This is a genomic window from Klebsiella sp. CN_Kp091 (genome assembly GCF_040065095.1).
In the GTDB taxonomy this organism is placed as follows: Bacteria; Pseudomonadota; Gammaproteobacteria; order Enterobacterales; family Enterobacteriaceae; genus Klebsiella; species Klebsiella aerogenes.
Window position 1 is genome coordinate 749,603 of record NZ_JBEAIO010000049.1, and the last position, 23,856, is coordinate 773,458.

The following is a 23,856-nucleotide window of genomic DNA, read 5'->3' on the forward strand; positions in this document are numbered from 1 at the left end:
CGCAGGCAGAATACGATATTCAACCTATATTGTATAATTTTTATTTTATATATATCAACCCCAAACATTCACGCTGGAAATTATCATTACTGTATATTTATTTGCTTTAGAATTTACTTATATTGTAACAATTGATACTTATCATATCAGAATGCGCTCCTTTAGCATGGCCGTACTTCCACCCAGGAAGTTAAAACAAAAAAGTTAAAGGAATATCCAAATGAAAAGAAAAGTACTGGCATTGGTTATCCCGGCATTATTGGCTGCCGGCGCTGCTCACGCGGCAGAAATTTATAATAAAGATGGCAACAAATTAGATCTCTACGGCAAGGTAGACGGTTTACATTATTTCTCCAGCGACTCCAGTAAAGACGGCGATCAGACCTACCTGCGCTTCGGCTTTAAAGGTGAAACGCAAATTAACGATATGCTCACCGGCTATGGTCAGTGGGAATACAACGTTCAGGCTAACAACACCGAAAGCTCTGGCGATCAGGCGTGGACTCGTCTGGCGTTCGCCGGGATCAAAGCGGGTGACTACGGTTCATTCGACTATGGCCGTAACTACGGCGTCCTGTACGACGTAGAAGCCTGGACCGATATGCTGCCAGAGTTCGGCGGCGACTCTTATACCCAGTCCGACAACTTTATGACCGGCCGCGCCAACGGTGTCGCAACTTACCGTAATAGCGATTTCTTCGGCCTGGTTAACGGACTGAACTTCGCGCTCCAGTATCAGGGTAAAAACGAAAACCAAGCCAGCCATGAATTTAATTCTTCCGCCAGCCAGGAAGGAACCGCTAACGGCGATGGCCGCAGCGTGAAAAACTCCAACGGCGACGGTTTCGGTATCTCCTCTACCTATGATTTAGGTATGGGTGTCAGCCTCGGCGCGGCCTACAGTTCTTCTGACCGCACCAACGAACAGACCCATCAGTCTACCGCGGGCGGCGATAAAGCCGATGCCTGGACCGCAGGCGTGAAATATGATGCGAACAACATCTATCTGGCGACCATGTATTCAGAAACCCGTAACATGACGCCGTACGGCAATCAGAACGGCACCATTGCTAATAAAACGCAGAACTTTGAAGTAACCGCACAGTATCAGTTCGATTTCGGCCTGCGTCCGGCAATTTCCTACCTGCAATCCAAAGGTAAAGATCTGGTTTACAAAGGTCAGTATGCCGATCAAGATCTGGTTAAATATATGGATGTCGGCGCGACCTATTACTTCAACCGTAATATGTCCACCTACGTTGATTACAAAATCAACCTGCTCGACGGCAATGACGACTTCTATAAAGACAACGGTATTTCTACCGACAATATCGTAGCACTGGGTCTGGTATATCAGTTCTAATGCTTGCGCCCGCCGTTCACGGCGGGCGCTTCACTTAAACCAACAATAAATTGCCAGTTGTCGTACCAATTTGTGATTCACGCTGTAGTAGAACCTCAATCCTGATGGCATACTGTTTTGGTGGTTATTAAAACAGGAGGTTTTATGAGTAGAATGATTCTGGTACCCATCGATATTTCTGATAAAGAATTTACTCAACGTGTGATCCGCCACGTTGAATCCGAAGCACGCGTCGATGACGCGCAGGTGCATTTCCTCACCGTTATCCCTTCGCTACCCTACTACGCCTCTCTGGGTATGGCCTATACCGCTGAACTGCCGGCTATGGATGAACTGCGCGCCGAATCGGAAGCACAGTTGCGTGAGCTGGCAAAAGGCTTCGCCATTCCGGAAGACAGAATGCATTTCCATGTTGCCGAGGGCTCGCCAAAAGATAAGATTCTGGCGCTGGCTAAATCGCTGCCCGCCGACCTGGTCATTATCGCTTCACATCGCCCGGACATCACCACTTATCTGCTCGGTTCTAACGCCGCGGCGGTGGTGCGCCATGCCGAGTGCTCGGTGCTGGTCGTCAGGTAATCGCAAGCCCGCCGCCCGGCGGGCTTTACGCATTCTACCTCTCGAGTGACATATTCAGTATGTCGGAGGTGCATGGTTCTTTTGCAGGAATACCTACAACCCCACCAGCAAACGCTCCTTCACAATAAGTGATCTGCTTTTCAACCTGTAATCTGAAGAAGATTAAAACGCACTTGCGCACTGTGCGTGAGTGCATTACAATATCCACATAAAGGATCAGGGAGGCTTAAATGGAATGCAGAATCACATAGGTAGCTTCCGTGATGTATGGTTGGAAGAATTTTTTTTACACTCGGCGCCACATAAGAAAGTTCCTCCAGACATACATACCACGCTAGCCCGCAAGCTCGATATCATCAATGCTGCCACTACCTATCTGGATTTACGATCGCCACCTGGCAATAGATATGAAGAGCTAAACGGCAAATTGGAAGGTTATTCGTCAATCAGAATTAACCAGCAGTACCGCTTAATATTTAAGTGGGTGGATGGTAAAGCGGAAGACCTTTACCTGGATCCACACAAGTACTAAATAAGGATGCCAGTTGCAGCTGGCTCCTTTTGAAACTCAAAAACCTCAAGGGAATACTATGAAACAGGCAACCAGAAAACCAACTACCGTAGGTGACATCCTGCTGTATGAATACCTGGAGCCGCTAGATTTGAAAATCAACCAACTTGCGGAAATGATACATGTGCATCGTAATAGTGTAAGTGCATTAGTTAACAACAACCGCAAACTCACTACTGATATGGCATTTCGCTTGTCTAAAGCCTTCGATACCACCGTTGATTTCTGGCTTAACCTTCAGGCGGCGGTGGATTTGTGGGAGGTTGAAAATGACACCCGCGCGCAGGAAGAATTTAGCCGCATTGTTCCCGTCTCCAAATTTATCGCCAGCAAAGCTGATAAGAAAGTCGCCTGATTCCACGCGAGCCCGCTTAATTGCGGGCAGTTCATAATGGCGAGCAAAAACCGCACTACTCAAACAACAGTCCAGGAAGCCGTTGGCAGTCTGCAGTAAAACGCGCTGGTATTCGCCGCAAGAATCCGTACCATACGCGGCATACTTTCGCTTGCTGGCTCCTGTCGGCTGGCGCTAACCCGTCTTTTATAGCCAATCAGATGGGGCATGAAAACACGCAGATGGTGTACGAAGTTTACAGTACATGGATTGAAGAGATGAACGGCGACCAGGTTTCAATGCTGAAATCCCGGCTTGGGCTTTAAATCATTTTGCCCTCTATATGCCCCTTTTAGTTTCAGAGAACGTTAATAATGCAAGATAATCAGCAAGTTACAAAGAAAGAAAAATACAATATCGACAAACTGCAGAAACGTCTTCGCCGCAATGTCGGTGAGGCGATCGCCGACTTCAACATGATTGAAGATGGCGACCGCATTATGGTCTGTCTTTCCGGCGGCAAAGACAGCTATACCATGCTGGAAATTCTGCGTAGCCTGCAGAAAAGCGCGCCTATTTCTTTCTCGCTGGTGGCCGTTAACCTCGATCAGAAACAGCCGGGCTTCCCGGAACACATTCTGCCGGCCTATCTGGAACAGCTGGGCGTTGAGTACAAGATCGTCGAAGAGAACACTTACGGCATCGTTAAAGAGAAAATCCCGGAAGGCAAAACCACTTGCTCACTGTGTTCTCGTCTGCGTCGCGGCATTCTCTACCGTACGGCGACCGAACTGGGCGCAACCAAAATCGCGCTCGGCCATCACCGCGACGATATTCTGCAGACGCTGTTCCTCAACATGTTCTACGGCGGCAAAATGAAAGGTATGCCGCCGAAACTGATGAGCGATGACGGCAAACATATCGTTATCCGCCCGCTGGCCTACTGTCGCGAAAAAGATATCGAACGCTTCTCGCAGGCCAAAGGCTTCCCGATTATTCCTTGTAACCTGTGCGGCTCCCAGCCTAACCTGCAGCGTCAGGTGATCGCCGATATGCTGCGCGATTGGGATAAACGCTATCCTGGCCGTATCGAAACCATGTTTAGCGCAATGCAGAACGTGGTGCCGTCGCACCTGAGCGACGTCAATCTGTTTGATTTTAAATCCATCACACACGGTTCTGCGGTAGTTGACGGCGGCGATCTGGCCTTTGACCGCGAAGAGATTCCGCTGCAGCCTGCGGGCTGGCAGCCGGAAGAAGAAGACGCTCAGTTAGATGAACTGCGTCTGAATGTGGTTGAAGTAAAATAATACGCAACGCGTCTCCGGCAACCGCCGGAGACCGTCACTTGCCGTCCTTACTTCAGCAAACGTACGCGGCAGGACTTGCCTTTGATCTTGCCGTTTTGCAGCTGCTTATAGGCCTTTTGCGCCACGCCCTGACGAATAGCGACATAAACATGCGCGGGATGAACGTTGATCTTACCGATATCGGCGCCATCAAACCCCATATCGCCAGTTAATGCCCCCAGCACATCGCCCGGACGCATTTTCGCCTTCTTACCACCATCAATACACAGGGTCGCCATCTCCGCCTGCAGCGGCGCAATATTATTACCCGCCGGCGCGTTAACCCAGTTGAGTTTGATCTGCAGCATTTCAGCAAGAATGTTAGCGCGCTGCGCCTCTTCCGGCGCGCAGAAACTAATCGCCAGGCCGCTTTCACCTGCGCGAGCGGTTCGCCCGATACGGTGAACGTGAACTTCAGGATCCCACGCCAGTTCAAAGTTAACCACCAGCTCCAGCGATTTGATATCCAGGCCGCGCGCCGCAACGTCGGTCGCCACCAGTACGCGCGCGCTACCGTTGGCAAAACGCACCAACGTCTGATCGCGGTCACGCTGCTCCAGGTCGCCATGCAGCGACAGCGCGCTCTGGCCGGCAGCATTCAACGCATCGCATACCGCCTGACAGTCGCGCTTAGTATTACAAAATACCACGCAGGAAGCCGGCTGATGCTGGCTGAGCAATTTTTGCAGCAGCTTGATTTTACCGCTTTGCGAAACGTCGAAGAACTGCTGTTCAATAGACGGCAGCGCATCAACGCTATCGATTTCAATCGTCTGCGGATCCCGCTGCACCCGACCGCTGATGGCGGCGATAGCTTCCGGCCAGGTCGCGGAGAACAGTAAGGTCTGGCGCGAAGCTGGCGCATAACGAATCACTTCATCAATAGCATCGCTGAAGCCCATATCGAGCATACGATCGGCTTCATCCATAACCAGCGTCTGCAGCGCATCCAGCGATACGGTCCCCTTCTGCAGGTGGTCAAGCAGGCGGCCAGGCGTGGCGACAATAATATGCGGCGCGTGCTGTAAGGAATCGCGCTGGGCGCCGAAAGGCTGGCCGCCGCAGAGGGTTAATACTTTAATATTTGGCAAAAAGCGCGCCAGGCGACGCAGTTCGCCAGCGACCTGATCCGCCAGTTCGCGGGTCGGGCACAGCACCAGTGATTGGGTCTGGAACAGACCGGCGTCAACGTGCTGTAGCAATCCCAGACCAAAGGCCGCCGTTTTACCGCTGCCAGTTTTCGCCTGTACGCGCACATCCTTCCCGGCCAGGATAGCCGGCAATGCGGCGGCCTGCACCGGCGTCATCGCGTGGTATCCCAGTTCGTTAAGGTTGTTCAGTTGAGCTTCGGGCAAAAGGTTCAGTGTTGAAAAAGCGGTCACAATGTTTTCTCGCATTAAAGGGCGGACAATCTGCAGGCGCGTATCCTCGCAGATCTCCGCTCTTGATGCGACAATTTAATCGGATCATCGTCCGGCGGCGGGTCGGGAAGCGGGTGCGGACGGGGCCGCGGATCGGGTACGGGCACCGGGTCGTTGGGCTCAGGGCCGATGGGTATCGACTGCAAGGAAAGCGCCAGGTTACGCATAGTTTATCCCCTCTATTTACAGGACTATTCTTTAAGCGTAGAAGTTAGCTGGCAGAGGGCAAAAAAAAAGCCGACTCAATGAAGTCGGCGTCGTACGAATCAATTGTGCTATGCAGTAATTCAAAAAAGGAAGTAAGACAATATGGAGCGCAACGCCCATCGCTTGACGTTGCATTCACCTGCGAGAGAGATATTGCCCTGAATGGGTAGATGGTTTATTGATTTCGCTCAAATATTGCCGGGGTTTCAGCGGCAAAATCGCCTGAAAAGACAATTTCTTACAACCATTTACTACGATGTAACCACCAGGTAACACCACCGATTAGAACGACTAACATTACGCAAAATATCGAAAAACCAAGATGCCAGCTGTTACCCGGGATACCGCCAAGGTTGACGCCAAACAGCCCGGTCAGGAAGGTGCTGGGCAAAAAAACCATCGCCATCAACGACATCGTGTAAGTCCGTCGCGACAGCGACTCCTGCATAATCTGCGCGATTTCATCGCTCATGATTGCCGTACGGGCAATACAGCTGTCAATCTCATCAAGGCCGCGGCCAAGGCGGTCGGCAATATCCTGCATCCGGCGACGGTGATCGTCACTCATCCACGGCAAGCGCTCACTGGCAAGACGGGCGTAGACATCGCGCTGGGGAGCCATATAGCGGCGCATCACGATGAGCTGCTTACGCAGCAGCGCCAGAAATCCGCGCGGCGGCACCTGCTGGTCGAGCAGGTCATCTTCAAGGTCGATAATCCGGTCATGCAGCTGTTCGATAAACTCGCTGGCGTGATCGGTCAACGCATCGCAGATTTCCACCAGCCAGCTGCCGCAATCCGTCGGCCCGTTGCCCTCCTGCAGATCGCCCAGCACGTCATCCAGCGCCAGCACCTTGCGCTGACGGGTAGAGACAATCAGCCGCTCGTCCATATACAGACGCATCGCCACCAGTTGATCGGGGCGTTCATCGGTGCTGCCGTTGATACAACGCAGGGTAATCAGCGCGCCATCGCCGATGCGCGTCACCCGCGGACGAGTGCTTTCCCCGGCCAGCGCGTCACGAACGTTATTCGGCAACAGCGGCGTGGCGGCTAACCAGTCGGCGCTGTCGGTATGGGTATAATTGAGATGTAGCCAGCAGGGATTGCTCTTATCGATATTATCGTTATCAGCCAGCGGCTTTACGCCGCCCTGCCCGTCGAGCACCCATGCAAAGATGGCGTCCGGCACTTTCAGCTCCGAGCCCTTAATCGCGTCCACTGAACCTCCATTAATGCATGCCTGTAAAAAGCGTGAATAATCCATAAGGTACGCTATTCGGCTGAATTTCGCCTCCTGCAATCGTCGCAATCGCCTAACAAGTAGGCAGCATAGCGCGTTTGGCGACAGCTGATCATATTTGTATTACAATTACATCCGTAATTGTAATGAGGTTTTAGTATGAATATTTATCAAGCCCAGCCCCAGGATGTCGATACCGTCCTGCCGCTGTATCTCGCCTATCGTCGTTTCTATCAGGTCGAAGAAAATCTCGTTCAGGCGCGGGAGTTCATCCTTAAGCGCCTGCAACTGAATGAGTCGGTCATTTTCTTCGCAGAAGTGGACGGCAAAGCGGTGGGCTTTACCCAGCTCTATCCCCTGTTCTGCTCGCTGGAAATGAAGCGCATCTGGTTGCTTTACGATCTGTACGTTGATGAGTCTGCCCGCCAGCACGGCGTAGCGCAGCAGCTGATTGCCCGTGCCGAACAACTGGCAAAAGAGAGTGATTCCGCATTTATTATGCTCAGCACGGCAACCGATAATACTAAAGCGCAGGCGTTATACGAGCGTAGCGGCTTCGTACGTGATACGGATTTTTACGTCTATAACAAAATGTTGAAGTAAGTTGTTCAGGCCGTCAGAAAGGGAGAACCCGCCATTGGCGGGTTCTTATTAGTTCGTATCAGTCGTCGGCTAATCCACAGTATTAACCCTTGCCATCGTCTGGGCGGGCGCAGGGCAGGATTAGCAGGAAGCGTTCATTTTTTCTCTTCCGCATAGCGGCGGGCGTTATCGTGTAAATTGGTGCACATGGTTATTACTCCATTTTTATAAGCAGACTAAGAGCCTATCCCATTAGGGCTATTTTACTTGCCATTTTGAACCAGGGCAGTGCTCGAAATCCTCACGTACTACGTGTACGCTCCGGTTTCTGCGCGCTGTCCGTGTTCAAACTGGCTGCGCCAATTACGCCTACTGGGATAGGCTCTAATCCTAGAAGCTTCCGTCAAATTCGCCACATTTCTGGCTAAAATTTTTCCCAGCCCAGCACCGATGCCCCCAGTAATCCCCCTTCGCGACTAAATTGCCCGGCGACCAGTAGTGGCTCAGCGCTCTTCAGCAGAATCTTTGCCCGCAACGCTGTATCAAGGCGCGCCAGCAACGCCGTTTCACCCGCCAGCCCGCCGCCAGCGACGATTTTATGCGGCCCGAGAATGTTCACCGTATGGGCCAACGGTTCGCTCACCAGATCAAGCCATACTTCAAGGGTGAACGCCGCAGTCTCTTCCCCCGCCAAGCCTCGCGTTACGATCTCGACGCTGCTCAGCGCCTGGCCGTTGAGCAGTTGATGCAGCCGCTGCATCCCTTTTGCCCCGCCGAGCGTATCGAGGCAGCCCTGCTGTCCGCAGCCGCAGGTTAACCGCGGTAACTCAATTCCCCGTAGATGAGTACGCGTAATGGGTCCGTGCCCCCACTCGGCGCCGATTCCCTGATTGCCGTAGAGGATGTTACCGTTGATGGCAATCCCACCGCCGATCCCGCTGCCGAGGATCACGCCCAACACCACCGGCAGATCTTTTGCCGCGCCGAAACGCGCCTCGGCTAAGGTAAAACAGTCCGCATCGTTGGCCATCGTCACCGGACGCCCAAACTCAGCCTGCAGCGATTGGGTAATATCAATACCGGCGAACGGCGGAATGTTGCTCGACAGAATACGGTCATTGGCGACATCCACCACTCCGGCGCAGGAGAGCGCCAGTGGACTCTGTTCACTAATCGCATCGTCATATTGCGCGATAATCTCCTGCACGGCGCAAACGAAGTCGGGCCAGGAGCTTAGCGGCATCGCCCGCTGGCGCGGCATAACCAGTTTCCCCGGCGCTGGAGAAACCGCGCTTTTAATAAAGGAGCCGCCAATATCCAGACACAGCACGCTGTTACTCATAGGCGCGAATCCATTAAATCACGCAGGCCATCTCCCAACAGGTTGAAGCCCAATACCGAAAAGACAATAGCCAGTCCCGGCCATAGCGAAATTCCCAGGCTGATGCCAAGGAAGTTACGCCCGTCGCTCATCATTGTCCCCCACTCCGGCATCGGCGGTTGCACGCCCATGCCGAGGAAGGAGAGCGAAGCCGCGGCGAGGATCACCGAGCCGCCGGTCAATGTCGCCTGCACGGTAATCGGCCCCAGGGTATTACGCAGAATGTAGTGAATTATCTGTCGGCGGTAGCCAATCCCCAGCGCCCGCGCCGCTTCCATGTACTCCATATTCTTGATGCCCAAGGTAAGGTTACGGCTGAGACGCGCGTAAACCGGCACCGAGAAGATAGCGATCGCCAACAGCATATTCATCAACCCTGCGCCGAGGACGCTGACCAGCAGGATAGCCAGCACGATGCCGGGAAAAGCGAAAATGACATCCATCACCCACATAATCAGGTGGTCGACACTTTTACCGCACAGGGCGGCGATAATGCCCAGAGGCAGCCCCATCAGTAGCGACAGCGCCACGCTGACCACCACTTCAATCAGCGAGATCCTGGCGCCGTAAATGGTGCGGGAAAAGATATCGCGGCCATAGTCATCGGTGCCCAGCCAGTGGTCGGCCGACGGCGCGGAGAGAATATTCAGCAGGTCCTGCGCATAGGGATCGTAGTGGCTTAACCACGGCGCGAAGAGCGCACATACCAGGATTAAGGCGACGATGATGCCGCCAAGGGTCAGCGAGGGATGCTCCATCCCCCAACGCAGGCCGCTGAGAACGCCGCTGCGCGATTTGGCGAGTGAAATTTCCGACATATCAGTCAAACCTTATTTTCGGATTGATTCTGGCGATAATCATCTCGCCAACCAGGTTCGTCACCACCACGCTTGCCACCGTAATCATCGTCACTCCCTGGATGACGGGGTAATCGCGATAGCGTACCGAATCCACCAGATAGCGGCCTATCCCAGGCCAGTTAAACACCGACTCGGTCACCACCGCGCCGCCGATCAGGCTGCCGAAGTTCAGTGCGATAATCGTCACGATGGGGATCAGCGCATTGCGCAGCGCATGCTTGAAATAGACCTGAAACGGCGCCAGCCCTTTGGCCCGCGCGGTGCGGATGTAATCCTCTCCTAATACGTCAACCATACTCGAGCGGGTCATCCGCGACATCACCGCCATCGGGAAAATCCCCAGGCAAACCGACGGCAGGATATAGCTTTTCCAGCCTTCGGCGCCCAGTAGCGGCAGCCAACCCAGCTTCACGGAAAAGGTATCCATGGCGATCAGCGCTAGCCAGAAATTGGCTATCGACGCGCCGGCAATCGCCACCAGCATCAGCACATGGTCGGCCACATGATTGCGGTAAATCGCCGCGCACATTCCCATTGGAATGCCGAGGATCACCGCCATCATCCACGCCAGCAGCGCCAGGCCTAAAGTATAAGGAACCCGCTCGCTCATTTCGGCGGAGACCGGCTGGCCGGACTTCAGCGAAGTGCCAAAATCACCCTTCAGCATTCCGCTAACGAAATGGCCATACTGCACCGCCAGCGGATCGTCCAGACCGAGGCGCGTATGCATACGGCTGACATCATCCTGGGTGGCCTGCGGCCCGGCCATCAGGCGGGCCGGGTCACCGGGGAGCATTCTGATCGCCATAAAGACAATCAGCGATGCCCCCAGTAGGATCAGCGGCAAAGAAAGCAGTTTTTTAATCACATAAGCTTTCATAACAACTCCACGCTGGCCCTAGCGTTATGGTTTTTGCGCTTCGGTAACGATAATTTCGCCGCCCGGTTCCATTCGCACGCCTTTAATGGTGGCGCGGGTGGCGTACAAATCGTCCTGGAAGTAGAGCATCACATGCGGCGCGTCCTGCATAATGGCCTTTTGCGCCGCCACATATTCGGCGATACGCGCGTTGTCATCCATGGTGGTCGCCGCTTTGTCTAACAGCTCATCCACCTGCGGGTTGCGGTAGAATCCAAGGTTGGCCCCAGCCGGCGCGGCGCTCTGTGAATAGTAAAGCGGGCGCAACTGCAAATCAGATCCATTAAGCCCGGAAGACCAGGAAGCCAGCACCGCATCGGTACGGTTGGCCAACTTTTCCGCCGCCGGGGCAAACGCCGCTTTGCTCCAGACGCCGCTCTCCATCTGCTGGATATTGAGCTTGACGCCAACTTTGGCCCACATCGCCTGCAGGATTTGCGCGGTACGCGCATCTGGTCCCTGCACGGCGATGTTCATCTCAAAACCCTGCGGATAACCGGCCTCTTTTAATAGCGCTTTCGCTTTATTGAGATCCCACGGATAATCGTTGAGGGTTTTATCATATCCTTCGTTCACCGGGGCCAGCGGTGAGTTGGCGGCAGAAGCAAACCCAAACATCACCGCCTTCAGCAGCGCTTCTTTGTCGGTCGCCAGGTTCAGCGCCTGACGCACGCGGACATCATTTAGCGGTTTTTGCTCAACGTTGAGCGCCACCCAGAATACGGATGCACCCTGCCCCTGCTCCAGCTTCACCTGCGGGTTGCTTTTCAACTGCCGACCAAACTGCGGCGGTACCGGGTTAATCACATCGACCTGACCGGAAAGCAGCGCCATGTTCATCACCGACGGCTCCGCGCTCCAGGTCCACTTAATCTCATCCGGGCCGTGATTCTCGCCCCAGTATTTCGGGTTTTTCCTCTCCAGCACGTATTCACCGGTTTTATACTCCTGCAGCATATATGGGCCGGTACCGTCCGCTTTCCGGCCAATGGTGCCAGCTTTCGCCGCCGCAGGGCTCACCATCTTCGCCGAGCCGCCGGTCAACAGATTGAGGAAAGAGGGATAGACCTTTTTCAGCGTAATCTCGACGTTGTCATCATCGAGCTTCTTCACGGATGCGATCACGTTGCGCATCCGCGAACTGGCTGCCAGTCCGCCTTTCGGGTCGATATGTCGTTCGATATTGGCGACTACCGCATCGGCATTGAACGGCGAGCCGTCATGGAAAGTGACGTTTTTACGCAGGGTAAAAGTCCAGACTTTACCGTCATCGCTGACCTTCCAGGCGGTAGCCAGCGCCGGGGCGATTTTGAAATCCGGCGACAAATCCACCAGACCTTCATACATCGGTTTTAATACGGTATCGGTAAAGGTCGCGGTTTGGTCGCCCGGATCCATGCTACGCGGAGGTTCGTTTTGCATCACGTTCAGCGTTGCCGCCTGCAGCGCCGTCGCTCCGCCGGCTGCCAGTAAGCCTGCCAGAATGGCAAGTCGATATTTATTCATAATTGCCTTCATCCGTTAACCCCTACCTGTCTGTTATGTCGCCAGTTGTGGCTGTTATGTTGCGATTAGGTTTTCTTTTTACCCAAAACAGAGTCCCATAAATGTGATATTAGCCATGATTAACGCTTAATTAGGTAATAAATTTAACTTATATGTGATGGTTTAGTTATTTTTGAAAATAAACTGATTGCTAAAGCGCCAGTCCGCGATTATGTTCAGAAAAAAGCGTTATGGCTGAGTAACTATGCTGAACAAACTCCACCAACAATTGATTCATCTGGTCTGCAGCGAGGAAGGCGCTAGCCGCGCAGATCTCGCCCGCCTGACGGGTATGAGTAAGGCGGCCATTGGCGCACTGGTAAAAGAGATGCTGGCTGATGGTCTGCTACAGGAGAGCGATATGGCCGCTTCCGGCGGTCAGGGACGCCCCTCCGTCACCCTTTCGCTGGCGCCGGACGCCGCTTACGCCATCGGCATCTCGCTGATTGATAACCAGTTGGTGTTGGTGCTGATGAATGCCAGCGGTGAGAAAATCGCCGAGCGCCTGCTCACGCCGCAGCTTGAAATTCCCGACGTAATCCAGCAACTGGCGGGTGAAATCCGCAGTTTGTTAAACGATACGCTCATTGAGAGCCAACGGCTGGTCGGCATCGGTTTTGCCCTGTCTGCCTTTGTCGACGCTGCGCAATCGGTCTGCGTACAGTCGGCGTTGCTCGGCTGGCATCAGGTGCCGCTGGCTGAACTGTTAAGCCGCGCGACCGGCGGGATCCCGGTATTTATTGAAAACGACACCCGGGCGCTGGCGAACTGGGAGAAAACGTTTGGCCATCTACGCAAGCTGGAGAGCGCAGTGGTGATATCGCACGGCAGCGGCATCGGCAGCGCGGCGGTTATCTATAACCGAATCTGGCGCGGCGCCCACGGCGGCGCAGGCGAAATAGCCCACTGCACCATCGTGCCGGCGGGCACGCCTTGTCGCTGCGGGAAGCGTGGCTGTCTCGACACCATCGCGTCTCTCACCGCCATCTTTGAACAGGCGCGCATGGCTGGTATCGACACCGACCACCTGGATGAACTGGAGGCCATGGCGCGTAAGGGCCACACCGCCGCCATCCAGATCCTGCATCGGGCCGGCGACGCCTTAGGATTGGCTATTTCACATCAGATCCAGACCCACGATCCGGCGGCGATCATGCTTGCCCACCAGCCGGATAGCTTTAACGGTTTACTGAATACCGTGATGCAACAAGCCATTGAAACCAACCTGCTGCCGGGGATGGCGGGGAAAACGCCGCTTATCTATCGCCCGCTGGCTCCAGATAGCTGGGCGCTCGCCGCGGCGAGCGTCGCTCTGACTCACGTTCTCTTTCCAGGATAATTTCGAGGTCCCTATGCGCATTGCCGTTGGTGGAATACATATTGAATGCAGCACGTTTAACCCGGTACTGACTCATGAAGCAGAGTTTCGCACCGTCAGAGGCGATGCCCTGCTGCAGGCGCCCCACTTTCAGTTTTTACGTGATTATCCGGCGACGTTTCTGCCGACGCTGCACACCCGGGCGATTCCCGGCGGCCCGGTAGCACGGGAAACTTACGAACAGTTCAAGGCCGAATTCTTAAGCCGTCTGCAGGCGCAACTGCCGATCGACGGCCTGTACCTCGCGATGCACGGCGCAATGTACGTTGAAGGTATGGAAGACGCTGAAGGCGATTGGATCGCTGCTGCCCGCGCCTGCGTCGGCGATGACTGCCCGATTGCCGTCAGCTACGATCTACACGGTAACGTGACCCAGCGCATTATCGACGCCATCGACATGTTCTCAACCTATCGCACCGCGCCGCATATTGATATTGAAGAGACCATGCGCCGTTCGGTCAGTATGCTGGTAGATAGTCTGCAAAGCGGCGTGCGCCCGGGCATAGTGTGGGCTCCCATCCCGGTATTACTCCCTGGCGAGCGGACCAGTACGGAAGATGAGCCAGCGAAAAGCCTCTATGCCATGCTGCCAAACAGCGACCAGATAGACGGCGTACTCGATAGCTCATTAATGGTCGGCTACGTGTGGGCCGACGAACCGCGCGCCACCGCCGCGGCCATTTTTACCGGCACCGATCGCGCGGTGCTGGAGCAACAAGCCGCGAAACTGGCGCAGGCCTATTGGGACGTGCGGGAAGATTTTGTTTTCGGCTGCCGGACGGGCAGCGTCGCCGAATGCGTCGCTCAGGCTATCGCCAGCGCCACGGGCCCGGTTATCCTGGCGGATTCGGGCGATAATCCCACCGGCGGCGGCGTCGGCGATCGCGGCGACGTGCTCGCTGAACTGCTACGTCAGCAGGCGCAAAATACCCTTGTCGCCGGCATTACCGACGCGCCGGTAACACGTTCGGCGTTTGAAGCCGGCATCGGCGCAGAACTGCAGTTAACGGTCGGCGCCAGCCTCGATCCGACGGGCGTCAGCGCGAGCGCGCGTTTTACCGTCACTGGTCTGCTGGCGGCGGATCCGCAGCGCCAGGCCAATCAGGCGGTGCTACAGACAGATGGGATTACCGTAGTGGTGGCCGACCGTCGTCGTCCTTATCACGATATCGCTGACTTTAGCGCGCTGGGACTCGACCCGCGGCAGGTGAAAATTCTGGTGGTCAAATCCGGCTATTTATCGCCGGAACTGGCGCCGCTGGCCAATCCGAATCTGATGGCGCTCTCGGAAGGGGTGGTCGATCAGGATATTGAACGGGTGGCGCGTCTGCGAATGCTGACCCCCACCTGGCCGTTTAAGCGTGACCTCGAATTCACTCCACTGGTGCGGGTTTCCGCCCGCGCGCCCTTTGCCAGGGAGTCCTGAGTCATGAACCGTGAAACGCCTGCGCCAGTGCTGGCCGTCGACAATCTGAGCGTCTCATTCCGCCACGGCGAGAGCTGGCAGAAGGTGGTGCGTAATATTAGTTTTAGCCTTTATCCTGGTAAGACGCTGGCGATTGTCGGCGAATCCGGCTCAGGCAAAAGCGTGACGGCGATGGCCATTATGCGCCTGCTTTCTACCCGCCATAGCCGTACCGAGGGACAGGTGCTGCTCGGCGGTAAATCACTGCTCGAGCTTCCTGAAGAGGAAATGCGTCGCGTACGCGGCGCCGAGGTAGCGATGATTTTTCAGGAGCCGATGACCAGTCTCAATCCGGCATTTACCATTGGCAACCAAATAGCGGAAGTCTTTATTCGCCATCAAGGTTTATCGGCGCGCCAGGCGAAGCAGGAGGCCATCGCCCTGCTGGAAAAAGTCCGCATTCCGCATGCCGCACAGCGTTTCGATGAATATCCGCATCAGTTTTCCGGCGGTATGCGCCAGCGCGCGATGATCGCGATGGCGCTGGCCCTGAAGCCTAAACTGCTGATCGCCGATGAACCCACGACCGCGCTGGACGTCACTATCCAGGGGCAAATCCTTGATCTGATCAAAACCCTGCAGGCAGAAAACAATACCGCGGTGCTGTTTATTACCCATGATATGGGCGTAGTCGCGGAAACCGCCGACGATACGCTGGTGATGTTCCGCGGCGATGCCATCGAATGCGAGCGCACGCCGACGCTATTCGCCGCCCCGCAGCAGCCCTATACCCGCGCGCTGCTGGCCTCGGTACCCGCGGCAGGTGAAATGGATATGAGCTCGACACCCTGTAAGTTCCCATCGGTGAACCTACAAACGGGGGACATTCGTCGTTTTCCGCCAGAGCCAGACCTTAGCCTGACCAGCAACGAACCGGTGTTATCCGTCAAAAACCTGGTCACCCGGTTTCCGGTTAAAAAAGGTTTTTTTAATCAGTTAGCCGGGCATATTCACGCCGTAGAAAACGTCAGCTTTGATTTATGGCCCGGCGAAACGCTATCACTGGTGGGCGAATCAGGTTGCGGTAAATCGACCACCGGTCGCAGTCTCATTCGTCTGGTCCAGGCGCAATCCGGTCATGTTCGCCTGAATGGCTATGACGTCCTGCAAGCCGGGCGCCAGCAGCAAAAGCGGATGCGCCAGGATATCCAGATGATTTTTCAGGATCCGTTCGCCAGTCTGAATCCACGGCTGAAAATCCAGGAAACGCTGATTGAACCGCTGCTGGAAAATGGCCTTGCCACCCGCCAGCAGGCGCTGGCGCGCGCCCATGAATTAATTGAGAAAGTGGGTCTCAGCGTCGCGGTGCTTAACCGCTATCCACATGAATTCTCCGGTGGTCAGCGCCAGCGCATCTGCATTGCTCGCGCGCTGGCGATGAATCCCAAGGTGATTATCGCCGACGAGTCGGTGTCGGCGCTGGATGTATCGGTCAAGGCGCAGGTGGTCAATCTGATTATCGAACTGCAGCGAACGATGAAAATCGCTTTTCTGTTCATCTCGCATGATATGGCGGTGATTGAACGCATCAGCCACCGGGTGGCGGTGATGTATCTTGGTGAAATCGTCGAAATTGGCCCACGGCAGGCCATTTTCGCTAATCCGCAGCACCCGTATACGCAAAAGCTGATTGCGGCGATCCCGAAAACCGATCCGTCTCGTCGCCATCTGTTGCGTGAAGTCAATAACGATGAACTGCCCTCGCCGTTTCGCGATAAAGACTGGCAGCCGCCGACCCGCCGCTACGAACAAGTCGGTAATCAGCACTGGGTAATGCGCTGAGCGCATTATATTTAAATAGACCGGTTGAACGCGCCTCAGGCTGCGCTAAGCCGGTCCCCCTTCCCAAAAAGCGATGCACAATCACCCTGTTAACTGGTAACGCATTTTTTGCTGTTTATTGCGATTCACATTCCCACATCATGCTGTATTATGCAGGTTATTGCAGTATTTTGCAGGAAAAGCGATTATGCATAAAACCGCACGACAACAGTTTTTGCTCGAACTACTGAGCGAAAACGGTCAAATTAGCATCAGTGAACTGGTAGAACGATTGCAGGTCTCGCCCGATACCGTCCGCCGCGATCTTGGTGACCTGGAAAAACGCGGACTGGTACAGAAAAACCATGGCGGCGCTATCGCTCTCGATCTTCCGGCCATGAATCGTCAGGGGCGCAATGCGCTGCTGCCCGAGACTAAACAGCGCCTCGGCGCGCTGGTCGCCCGTGAGGTTCCTCCGGGTGCAACGCTATTTTTAGACGCCGGCAGCACGGTACTCGCCGTCGCCGCGCATCTAAAAGGACCGCTGACGGTCATCACCCCTTCGCTGGATATTGCCCAACTATTTAGCGAACGGCCCGATATCGAGTTGGTTTTACTCGGCGGTAAATGGGATATGCGGCAGCGGTTGTTTGCCGGTAGCGCTACGCTTACGCTGCTTTCCCGTTACCGCGCGGATATCGCCATTCTGGGCGCCTGCGCGATCCATGCACGGCAAGGGCTTAGCGCCAGCCAGGAAGCAGATGCGGAAGTAAAACGCGCCATGCTGGCAGCCAGCATCGAGCACTGGCTGGTGGCTGACCATCTAAAACTTGATCGCTGCGAGCCTTACCTGGTCGCCGAACTGAAACACATCGATCGTCTGTTCCTCGACAAGCCGTGGCACGCGCTTGGCGAAGACAATTCAATGCAGGTCAGCATTGCTGACGCTGAATAACGTGGAGAAAGTCATGCATAAAGTTATCACCGGCGCAGGTAAACCCATTAATATTGCGCTGATCGGCTATGGATTTGTCGGCAAAACGTTTCACGCGCCGCTCATTAACTCGGTCGAAGGGTTAAAGCTTGCCGTCGTCGCCTCCCGCGATGAAGCCAAAGTGAAGCAGGACCTGCCGGATGTCACGGTAATCGCTTCGCCGGAAGAGGCCATTCAGCATCCGGATGTTGACCTGGTGGTACTCGCTTCGCCGAACGCCACCCACGCCCCGCTGGCTCGACTGGCGTTGAACGCCGGAAAACACGTGGTGGTGGATAAGCCCTTCACTCTCGATATGCAGGAAGCGCGCGAGCTGATCGCGCTGGCTGAAGAAAAGCAACGCCTGCTTTCAGTATTCCATAACCGCCGTTGGGATAGCGATTATCTTGGCATTAAGCAAACCATCGAGCAGGGGCTAATCGGCAAGGTTAAGCATTTCGAGTCGCATATCGATCGCTTCCGCCCGGAAGTACGCGTCCGCTGGCGCGAGCAGAACGTGCCCGGCAGCGGCCTGTGGTTTGATATTGGCCCCCATCTGATCGACCAGACGCTACAACTTTTCGGCCTGCCGCAAACTGTACAGGGCAATATCGCCACCCTGCGACAGGGTGCGGAGATCAACGATTGGGCGCACGTGGTACTGAACTATCCGCAGCACAAAGTGATTCTGCACTGTAGTATGCTGGTTGCCGGCGGCGTCTCGCGTTTTACGGTCCACGGCGATAGCGGCAGCGTTGTGAAACTGAAAGCAGACCAGCAGGAGAGCCAGTTGCTGGCTGGGGTCATCCCAGGGAGCGAAAGCTGGGGCCAGGATGACGACAGCATGACGCTGTACGATGCCAGCCTGCAGACGCACACGCTCGCCACGCCGAAAGGCGATCAGCGCCAGTACTATATTCAGGTTCGCGATGCCCTGCTGGGCAAAATCGCCAACCCGGTGCCGCCGCTACAGGCGCTGGCGGTAATGGCGGTGCTGGAAGCCGCCGTTGCCTCATCAGAAAGCGGCAGCGTGCAAAAGCTGGCGTTAACCGCCGACGAACTGGCCGGGCTTCAGTAAATATCCAGATGGAATAGCGGCTGCACCTCCTCGCGGCCGCTAGGTTTCTCTCTCCTGCCGGGCGTATAAATAAGCTGTCGCCCGCGAAATACCAAGATGCTGCGCAACCATTTCCATCGACTTGCGCAGATCTAATAGCCCCTCTTTACGCAACTGTTGAATGACCATTTTACGATCCGCTGCGCTCAGCGCCCTGGCTGTCGTCGCCCGCTCGGCGGCAAATGCATCAATTCGTTGGCGAATGGCCGCCGCGCCGCCGGGTTCAAGATGTTCGGTCACCGCGGCGCTTTCCGTAGCGGTAAAACGCGTTAACGCGCTTTGCATACCGCGAAACAACGTGATATCGACGTTAAGACAAAGCGCGGCTACATATTCACCACTCTCCCCTTTAATACCGATAGAGGTACTTTTCACCGCACGACCGTCAGCAAACTGATTAGCATAGTTGGCGACAACGGCCGGGAACTCGGCGCTGGCAATCCGCGCTAACCCCATCTCGGTCGCCGCTTGACCAACCTCTCTGCCCGAGAGGTTATTGTGAATTGATAAAATGGCGTGCTGAGGATGCGTGAGGTCATGCACGACCACTTCGCAAAACGGCGCAAAGGTTTCGCTTAACCCCTGAGCGAGGATATCAAGCTGCGCCAGCAAGGGTGACATCTCACTACTCATAAGCCGTTCCCGGTGCCTAATAAGGCGCTATAACGGCTCATATCCACATTACCGCCGCTGATGATAATGCCGACTTTTTTACCCCGCAGCTGCGCCATAGCGTTCCGGGCGGCAGCAAAACCCAGACAACCTGTCGGTTCAACCACCATTTTCATTCGCTCAGCGAGAAATGTCATCGACGCGACTAATTCATCGTCACTCACGGTCAGGATATCGTCGACGTGTTGCTGTATTAGCGGAAAAGTATATTGCCCCAGATGCTGGGTTTGCGCGCCGTCGGCGATGGTTTTCGGCGTCTCAATGTGCACAATGCTTCCGCAACGAAACGACTGCTGGCCGTCATTGCCAGCTTCAGGCTCTACGCCATAGACTTTACACCCCGGAGACAGATGACGTGCCGCCAGCGCCGAGCCTGACAGCAGACCGCCGCCGCCGAGGCAGACAAACAGCGCATCGAGCGGACCGGCCTCTTCTATTAACTCTTTCGCCGCTGTCCCCTGCCCGGCAATAACGTGCGGATGATCGTAAGGAGGGATAAGCGTAAACCCATGCTGCTGCGACAGGTCACGTCCGATCTGTTCGCGATCCTCCGTGTAACGGTCATAAAAAACCACTTTGCCGCCGTAGTCCCGGGTGGCGGCGACTTTCGCCGCAGGCGCATCATGTGGCATCACGATGGTTGCCGGAATGCCCAGCAGTTTGGCCGCCAGCGCGATGGCCTGCGCATGATTGCCAGAAGAAAACGCCACTACCCCGGCCCGTTTTTGCGCTGGGCTAAACTGTTGCAACGCGTTCATTGCGCCGCGAAATTTAAACGCCCCCATGCGCTGAAAGTTTTCACACTTTAAAAACAGCTGCGCTGAGTATCGTTCATCCAGGGTACGCGAGGTCATCACAGGCGTTCGGTTGGCGTAGTCGGCAATGCGCTGGGCGGCTGCCGCCACGTCGCGATAATCGGGGAGTTGTAGAGTCATTGTTTCACCTTGTTGATCAATGGATAGCCATCTTTAATACATTTAGTCTAATTAAATACATTATGTATGATCAACAATCAATCGCAAATGGTATAGATCGCAACCAGAGGAAAATGTGCCCCGCCGGGCTATTGCCTGCTGGAAATTTCCCACATTTGGGAGCAGGATATAATCAAATACCTGATTATTGTGGTAACGCCCCATTAGCTTCTGCGGACGCAGCCCGACACACTGGACAGGAGAATGTCATGTATTACACGTTAGGAGAAAAGACCCTCCACTTTTATCGCTATCAGTGCCGTTACTACGTCGCCCATTGGGACGGCGGCCACGTGATGACCGAGCAGTTCAAGCCTTTTATCGCCGGGATCAGCGAAAAGACCGGCCTGGAAGCAAAGCGTGTGGAAGCGGTCGCTCGCGATTACTTTACCAACGTGGATTAACGCAACGCTTCAGTATCACCAGAAAATACTAAAACGGCACCTTAAAGGTGCCGTTCTACATTCACTTCACTGATAAATAATTACGCTACGGGGATTTTTGAAATAATATATTCTAATGATTCATCAATATTCTCACCTGCCAGCATTTTCTTGCGCACGTCAAACGCCCGTCCGGTACGTAAGAACTTTAAAGAAACCTTATCATTATTCACCCCTTTATCGGTTAATACGACTTCACTCAACGGAACGATAAAGGTGTCTGAGTACAACTTTGGTTTAACTATCAATTTATCGCCAGAAAGACCGATTATAACGCGCTCCTTGAGGCGTACCCCATTCCAGATATTGAGAACTCCTACTGCGACCAATAGGTAGCCAATTCCCTGTCCCATCACCAGCACAATAACCCCCATGCATAAAGCAATAGCTCCGGTAGGAACAAATCGGGATGTATCGCATGTTAATTTATAACTTTTGTCTTCAGGCTTTGATATATCAACCGCAGTTTTAGTGCTGTAAATATCAAGACCTGCATTGCAGTATCGTTCGTAGCTAAAAAGATAACCGATTAAAAATACCAAACCAATCGGCACCATAGTAATTCCACCGAGATAAGCAAACACAATACCAACACGCGGAGCTTTCGGTAATAACAGAACGCTTACAACCTGAGCAACTATAGCAAGAGGAATTAGTGTTGTGACCAAATCTTTAATCAAACGCAGCGTTCGATCGTAGCCATAATAATCTGAAAGCGAGTTGACCTCATTGAGCACCAAAAGAAACATGGCTAAGTTAATAATAATACCAATCAATGTCAGACGGTGAATTTTATTCATTCATACTCCATTATGCTTACTCATCGTAAAATATTACTTTAGATAATAAATTTACACTATACCGGCAATATTAAAAGCCATTATCAACGCCCACCAACGCTCAACCACTCGAGATACCGAATATATTCACAGGTGTGAAAAATGGAAAGCATATATACGGCAGACAGTATATCCCAACGGACTACCCCCCAATTAAATAGAGAGCAAGCCGATATTAACAAATACATTGTATCCGTCAACAAAAAAGGAAAAACTTAGAAAATAGAAGTTATTTATTTATCGATAAATTTTTTGCCACTCCATTTAATTCATATTTTAAATTTATTAGCCATTATCCAATACACCCAAACTATATTTTATCGCTATTGTCGCTATCCTGTCTTATTCATACGTTAACTGTTGGCATTGTTCATTTTACCAGGCTATACCTTAGGCATCATTATTCATCAAGGAGCTGTCGCAATGGGCAAGAAAATATTGATGCTGGTGGGCGATTACGCCGAAGATTACGAAACCATGGTACCGTTTCAGGCGCTACAGATGATCGGCTATCAGGTTGATGCCGTTTGTCCTGATAAAAGCAAAGGCGACTATATTTTGACGGCGATTCATGATTTTGACGGTGCGCAAACCTACAGCGAAAAACCTGGGCATCGCTTCGTGCTGAACGCCGACTTCGAAAGCGCAGAAGAGCAAGACTACGACGCGCTGCTCATCCCCGGCGGCCGTGCGCCCGAATATTTACGCCTGAATGAGCAGGTAATTAAGCTGGTACAGGCTTTTGACGCTGCGCAAAAGCCGATTGCCGCCGTCTGCCACGGCCCGCAAATTCTCGCCGCGGCGGGGATTCTCAAAGGCCGTACCTGTAGCGCTTATCCGGCTTGTGCCCCGGAAGTGCGGCTGAGCGGAGGCCAGTATGCGGATATCGGCATCGACCAGGCGCACGTTGACGGTAATCTGGTCACCGCCCCCGCCTGGCCCGCGCACCCACAGTGGCTGGCTAAATTCATCGAATTACTCCCGCAGTAAGGTTCTGGTCTTATCAGGGACTGGCATTCATTATCGCGTATCTGCTGTAGTGCCAGTCCTGCTAATCACGGACATTTTGTATCACTCACTATATTATTTCTTGACAGCTTTCACCGCTGAACAATATTGTATCGATCACTACAATATAGTGAGGCAAAGGTCATGGCTGTATTTGATAACAAATCGGTACTGGTATTGGGCGGGAGTCGCGGCATTGGCGCGGCGATTGTACGGCGCTTTCGTGCCGACGGCGCGTCGGTGGCTTTCAGCTACGCGGGTTCAGAGCAAGCGGCACAGCAGCTGGCTGGCGAAACCGGCAGTACCGCGGTATTTACCGATAGCGCCGATCGCGATGAAGTGATCAAGCTAGTTCGCGATAGCGGGCCGTTGGATGTACTGGTCGTTAATGCTGGTATAGCCCTCTTTGGCGATGCGCTGGAGCAAGATAGCGATGCGATCGACCGTCTGTTCCGCATCAACATTCATGCCCCCTACCATGCGGCCGTCGAGGCGGCGCGCACGATGCCGGAAGGCGGTAGAATTATCATAATTGGTTCGGTGAATGGGGATCGCATGCCGATGCCTGGCATGGCGGCTTACGCGTTAAGCAAGTCCGCGTTGCAGGGACTGGCGCGCGGGCTGGCGCGAGATTTTGGCCCCCGCGGTATTACGGTGAATATCGTGCAGCCGGGCCCTATTGATACCGATGCCAACCCGGAGAACGGCCCTATGAAAGAACTGATGCACAGTTTTATGGCGATTAAGCGGCATGGCCGCCCGGAAGAAGTTGCGGCAATGGTTGCCTGGCTGGCAGGCCCGGAATCATCGTTTGTGACGGGGGCAATGCACACCATAGATGGCGCATTTGGCGCCTGATATACAGGAGGGCT

At 54.1% G+C, this 23,856-nt stretch carries 24 protein-coding genes and 1 pseudogene; 15 read left to right on the forward strand and 10 right to left on the reverse strand.

Annotation, left to right across the window (positions count from 1 at the left end; translation table 11 throughout):
• Window positions 1-220: 220 nt before the first annotated feature.
• The 6 genes and pseudogenes from ompC to ttcA all read left to right on the forward strand — a co-directional run bounded on the left by ompC (window position 221) and on the right by ttcA (window position 4,157).
• Window positions 221-1,363 (forward strand): porin OmpC, encoded by a 1,143-nt coding sequence (gene ompC, locus ABLV17_RS24170; protein WP_087859449.1) that lies wholly within the window; start codon window positions 221-223, stop codon window positions 1,361-1,363.
• A gap of 144 nt (window positions 1,364-1,507) precedes the next feature.
• Window positions 1,508-1,942 carry a universal stress protein UspF gene (uspF, locus tag ABLV17_RS24175; protein WP_015366316.1) on the forward strand — a complete coding sequence of 145 codons (435 nt, stop codon included), beginning with the start codon at window positions 1,508-1,510 and terminating at the stop codon, window positions 1,940-1,942.
• Between the two features lie 235 nt (window positions 1,943-2,177).
• Entirely contained in the window at window positions 2,178-2,474 is a 297-nt protein-coding gene (locus ABLV17_RS24180) for a type II toxin-antitoxin system RelE/ParE family toxin (protein ID WP_113373210.1), read from the forward strand.
• A 58-nt stretch (window positions 2,475-2,532) separates the two neighbouring features.
• Window positions 2,533-2,868, forward strand: a complete 336-nt coding sequence (locus tag ABLV17_RS24185) for a HigA family addiction module antitoxin (RefSeq protein WP_113373209.1) — start codon at window positions 2,533-2,535, stop codon at window positions 2,866-2,868.
• Window positions 2,869-2,903: 35 nt separating this feature from the next.
• Window positions 2,904-3,173, forward strand: a pseudogene (locus ABLV17_RS24190) (tyrosine-type recombinase/integrase); the annotation flags it as partial.
• 48 nt (window positions 3,174-3,221) lie between these two features.
• Window positions 3,222-4,157: a tRNA 2-thiocytidine(32) synthetase TtcA gene (gene ttcA / locus ABLV17_RS24195; RefSeq protein ID WP_032711785.1), complete on the forward strand. Its 936-nt coding sequence runs from the start codon at window positions 3,222-3,224 to the stop codon at window positions 4,155-4,157.
• A gap of 47 nt (window positions 4,158-4,204) precedes the next feature.
• Here ttcA and dbpA read toward each other — a convergent pair whose 3' ends face one another.
• From dbpA to zntB, 3 genes are all read right to left on the reverse strand, one after another.
• Window positions 4,205-5,578: an ATP-dependent RNA helicase DbpA gene (gene dbpA, locus ABLV17_RS24200; protein ID WP_087859635.1), complete on the reverse strand. Its 1,374-nt coding sequence runs from the start codon at window positions 5,576-5,578 to the stop codon at window positions 4,205-4,207.
• A gap of 14 nt (window positions 5,579-5,592) precedes the next feature.
• Window positions 5,593-5,784 carry a hypothetical protein gene (locus ABLV17_RS24205; RefSeq protein ID WP_087859447.1) on the reverse strand — a complete coding sequence of 64 codons (192 nt, stop codon included), beginning with the start codon at window positions 5,782-5,784 and terminating at the stop codon, window positions 5,593-5,595.
• A 278-nt stretch (window positions 5,785-6,062) separates the two neighbouring features.
• The gene (zntB, locus tag ABLV17_RS24210) at window positions 6,063-7,046 is read right to left on the reverse strand and encodes a zinc transporter ZntB (RefSeq protein ID WP_045397470.1); all 984 of its coding nucleotides are present in this window, start codon (window positions 7,044-7,046) and stop codon (window positions 6,063-6,065) included.
• Between the two features lie 180 nt (window positions 7,047-7,226).
• Between zntB and ABLV17_RS24215 the strand changes: the two genes are divergently transcribed.
• Window positions 7,227-7,670, forward strand: coding sequence for a GNAT family N-acetyltransferase (locus ABLV17_RS24215; protein ID WP_045397472.1), 444 nt, complete (start codon window positions 7,227-7,229; stop codon window positions 7,668-7,670).
• A 403-nt stretch (window positions 7,671-8,073) separates the two neighbouring features.
• Here the strand turns inward: ABLV17_RS24215 and ABLV17_RS24220 are convergent, their stop codons facing one another.
• From ABLV17_RS24220 to ABLV17_RS24235, 4 genes are read right to left on the reverse strand one after another with little or no spacing between them, the layout of a single operon-like run.
• Window positions 8,074-8,991, reverse strand: coding sequence for an ROK family protein (locus ABLV17_RS24220; protein WP_308958655.1), 918 nt, complete (start codon window positions 8,989-8,991; stop codon window positions 8,074-8,076).
• Window positions 8,988-9,848, reverse strand: coding sequence for an ABC transporter permease (locus ABLV17_RS24225; RefSeq protein ID WP_087859443.1), 861 nt, complete (start codon window positions 9,846-9,848; stop codon window positions 8,988-8,990). Before ABLV17_RS24225 ends, ABLV17_RS24220 begins: the two co-directional genes overlap by 4 nt.
• A 1-nt stretch (window position 9,849) precedes the next feature.
• A complete protein-coding gene (locus ABLV17_RS24230; RefSeq protein ID WP_308958654.1) occupies window positions 9,850-10,770 on the reverse strand; it encodes an ABC transporter permease in 921 nt (306 codons plus the stop codon).
• 24 nt (window positions 10,771-10,794) lie between these two features.
• On the reverse strand, window positions 10,795-12,327 hold the full coding sequence (locus tag ABLV17_RS24235; protein WP_308958653.1) for an ABC transporter substrate-binding protein: 1,533 nt from the start codon (window positions 12,325-12,327) through the stop codon (window positions 10,795-10,797).
• A gap of 232 nt (window positions 12,328-12,559) precedes the next feature.
• Here ABLV17_RS24235 and ABLV17_RS24240 point away from each other — a divergent pair, with 232 nt between their 5' ends.
• From ABLV17_RS24240 to ABLV17_RS24260, 5 genes are all read left to right on the forward strand, one after another.
• A complete protein-coding gene (locus ABLV17_RS24240; RefSeq protein ID WP_348854735.1) occupies window positions 12,560-13,693 on the forward strand; it encodes an ROK family transcriptional regulator in 1,134 nt (377 codons plus the stop codon).
• A 13-nt stretch (window positions 13,694-13,706) separates the two neighbouring features.
• A complete protein-coding gene (locus ABLV17_RS24245; protein WP_308959199.1) occupies window positions 13,707-15,158 on the forward strand; it encodes a M81 family metallopeptidase in 1,452 nt (483 codons plus the stop codon).
• A gap of 3 nt (window positions 15,159-15,161) precedes the next feature.
• Entirely contained in the window at window positions 15,162-16,979 is a 1,818-nt protein-coding gene (locus ABLV17_RS24250) for an ABC transporter ATP-binding protein (RefSeq protein WP_348854736.1), read from the forward strand.
• Window positions 16,980-17,166: 187 nt separating this feature from the next.
• Complete coding sequence (locus ABLV17_RS24255) at window positions 17,167-17,913, forward strand: DeoR/GlpR family DNA-binding transcription regulator (RefSeq protein ID WP_271032671.1); 747 nt, start codon at window positions 17,167-17,169, stop codon at window positions 17,911-17,913.
• Window positions 17,914-17,926: 13 nt separating this feature from the next.
• Entirely contained in the window at window positions 17,927-19,009 is a 1,083-nt protein-coding gene (locus ABLV17_RS24260; RefSeq protein WP_308958922.1) for an oxidoreductase, read from the forward strand.
• Window positions 19,010-19,048: 39 nt separating this feature from the next.
• Here the strand turns inward: ABLV17_RS24260 and ABLV17_RS24265 are convergent, their stop codons facing one another.
• Together ABLV17_RS24265 and ABLV17_RS24270 are read right to left on the reverse strand one after the other, a co-directional pair.
• Complete coding sequence (locus tag ABLV17_RS24265) at window positions 19,049-19,681, reverse strand: helix-turn-helix transcriptional regulator (protein WP_213316225.1); 633 nt, start codon at window positions 19,679-19,681, stop codon at window positions 19,049-19,051.
• Window positions 19,678-20,655 carry a threo-3-hydroxy-L-aspartate ammonia-lyase gene (locus ABLV17_RS24270; protein WP_213316226.1) on the reverse strand — a complete coding sequence of 326 codons (978 nt, stop codon included), beginning with the start codon at window positions 20,653-20,655 and terminating at the stop codon, window positions 19,678-19,680. The genes ABLV17_RS24265 and ABLV17_RS24270 overlap by 4 nt, the downstream gene beginning before the upstream one ends.
• 248 nt (window positions 20,656-20,903) lie before the next feature.
• Between ABLV17_RS24270 and ABLV17_RS24275 the strand changes: the two genes are divergently transcribed.
• Complete coding sequence (locus ABLV17_RS24275) at window positions 20,904-21,098, forward strand: hypothetical protein (RefSeq protein ID WP_015366303.1); 195 nt, start codon at window positions 20,904-20,906, stop codon at window positions 21,096-21,098.
• 80 nt (window positions 21,099-21,178) lie between these two features.
• Here the strand turns inward: ABLV17_RS24275 and ABLV17_RS24280 are convergent, their stop codons facing one another.
• On the reverse strand, window positions 21,179-21,937 hold the full coding sequence (locus tag ABLV17_RS24280) for a hypothetical protein (RefSeq protein ID WP_308958923.1): 759 nt from the start codon (window positions 21,935-21,937) through the stop codon (window positions 21,179-21,181).
• 462 nt (window positions 21,938-22,399) lie between these two features.
• Here ABLV17_RS24280 and ABLV17_RS24285 point away from each other — a divergent pair, with 462 nt between their 5' ends.
• Both ABLV17_RS24285 and bdcA read left to right on the forward strand, forming a co-directional pair.
• Window positions 22,400-22,966 (forward strand): DJ-1/PfpI family protein, encoded by a 567-nt coding sequence (locus ABLV17_RS24285; protein WP_113373199.1) that lies wholly within the window; start codon window positions 22,400-22,402, stop codon window positions 22,964-22,966.
• A gap of 162 nt (window positions 22,967-23,128) precedes the next feature.
• Window positions 23,129-23,842 (forward strand): SDR family oxidoreductase, encoded by a 714-nt coding sequence (gene bdcA / locus ABLV17_RS24290; protein ID WP_213316229.1) that lies wholly within the window; start codon window positions 23,129-23,131, stop codon window positions 23,840-23,842.
• The last annotated feature ends 14 nt before the right edge of the window (window positions 23,843-23,856 follow it).

Coding starts and splice junctions, on each gene's coding strand:
- ompC (WP_087859449.1), top strand. CDS start 221: ATGAAAAGAAAAGTACTGGCATTGGTTATCCCGGCATTATTGGCTGCC.
- uspF (WP_015366316.1), top strand. CDS start 1,508: ATGAGTAGAATGATTCTGGTACCCATCGATATTTCTGATAAAGAATTT.
- ABLV17_RS24180 (WP_113373210.1), top strand. CDS start 2,178: ATGCAGAATCACATAGGTAGCTTCCGTGATGTATGGTTGGAAGAATTT.
- ABLV17_RS24185 (WP_113373209.1), top strand. CDS start 2,533: ATGAAACAGGCAACCAGAAAACCAACTACCGTAGGTGACATCCTGCTG.
- ttcA (WP_032711785.1), top strand. CDS start 3,222: ATGCAAGATAATCAGCAAGTTACAAAGAAAGAAAAATACAATATCGAC.
- ABLV17_RS24205 (WP_087859447.1), bottom strand. CDS start 5,784: ATGCGTAACCTGGCGCTTTCCTTGCAGTCGATACCCATCGGCCCTGAG.
- ABLV17_RS24215 (WP_045397472.1), top strand. CDS start 7,227: ATGAATATTTATCAAGCCCAGCCCCAGGATGTCGATACCGTCCTGCCG.
- ABLV17_RS24220 (WP_308958655.1), bottom strand. CDS start 8,991: ATGAGTAACAGCGTGCTGTGTCTGGATATTGGCGGCTCCTTTATTAAA.
- ABLV17_RS24225 (WP_087859443.1), bottom strand. CDS start 9,848: ATGTCGGAAATTTCACTCGCCAAATCGCGCAGCGGCGTTCTCAGCGGC.
- ABLV17_RS24230 (WP_308958654.1), bottom strand. CDS start 10,770: ATGAAAGCTTATGTGATTAAAAAACTGCTTTCTTTGCCGCTGATCCTA.
- ABLV17_RS24235 (WP_308958653.1), bottom strand. CDS start 12,327: ATGAAGGCAATTATGAATAAATATCGACTTGCCATTCTGGCAGGCTTA.
- ABLV17_RS24240 (WP_348854735.1), top strand. CDS start 12,560: ATGCTGAACAAACTCCACCAACAATTGATTCATCTGGTCTGCAGCGAG.
- ABLV17_RS24245 (WP_308959199.1), top strand. CDS start 13,707: ATGCGCATTGCCGTTGGTGGAATACATATTGAATGCAGCACGTTTAAC.
- ABLV17_RS24250 (WP_348854736.1), top strand. CDS start 15,162: ATGAACCGTGAAACGCCTGCGCCAGTGCTGGCCGTCGACAATCTGAGC.
- ABLV17_RS24255 (WP_271032671.1), top strand. CDS start 17,167: ATGCATAAAACCGCACGACAACAGTTTTTGCTCGAACTACTGAGCGAA.
- ABLV17_RS24260 (WP_308958922.1), top strand. CDS start 17,927: ATGCATAAAGTTATCACCGGCGCAGGTAAACCCATTAATATTGCGCTG.
- ABLV17_RS24265 (WP_213316225.1), bottom strand. CDS start 19,681: ATGAGTAGTGAGATGTCACCCTTGCTGGCGCAGCTTGATATCCTCGCT.
- ABLV17_RS24270 (WP_213316226.1), bottom strand. CDS start 20,655: ATGACTCTACAACTCCCCGATTATCGCGACGTGGCGGCAGCCGCCCAG.
- ABLV17_RS24275 (WP_015366303.1), top strand. CDS start 20,904: ATGTATTACACGTTAGGAGAAAAGACCCTCCACTTTTATCGCTATCAG.
- ABLV17_RS24280 (WP_308958923.1), bottom strand. CDS start 21,937: ATGAATAAAATTCACCGTCTGACATTGATTGGTATTATTATTAACTTA.
- ABLV17_RS24285 (WP_113373199.1), top strand. CDS start 22,400: ATGGGCAAGAAAATATTGATGCTGGTGGGCGATTACGCCGAAGATTAC.
- bdcA (WP_213316229.1), top strand. CDS start 23,129: ATGGCTGTATTTGATAACAAATCGGTACTGGTATTGGGCGGGAGTCGC.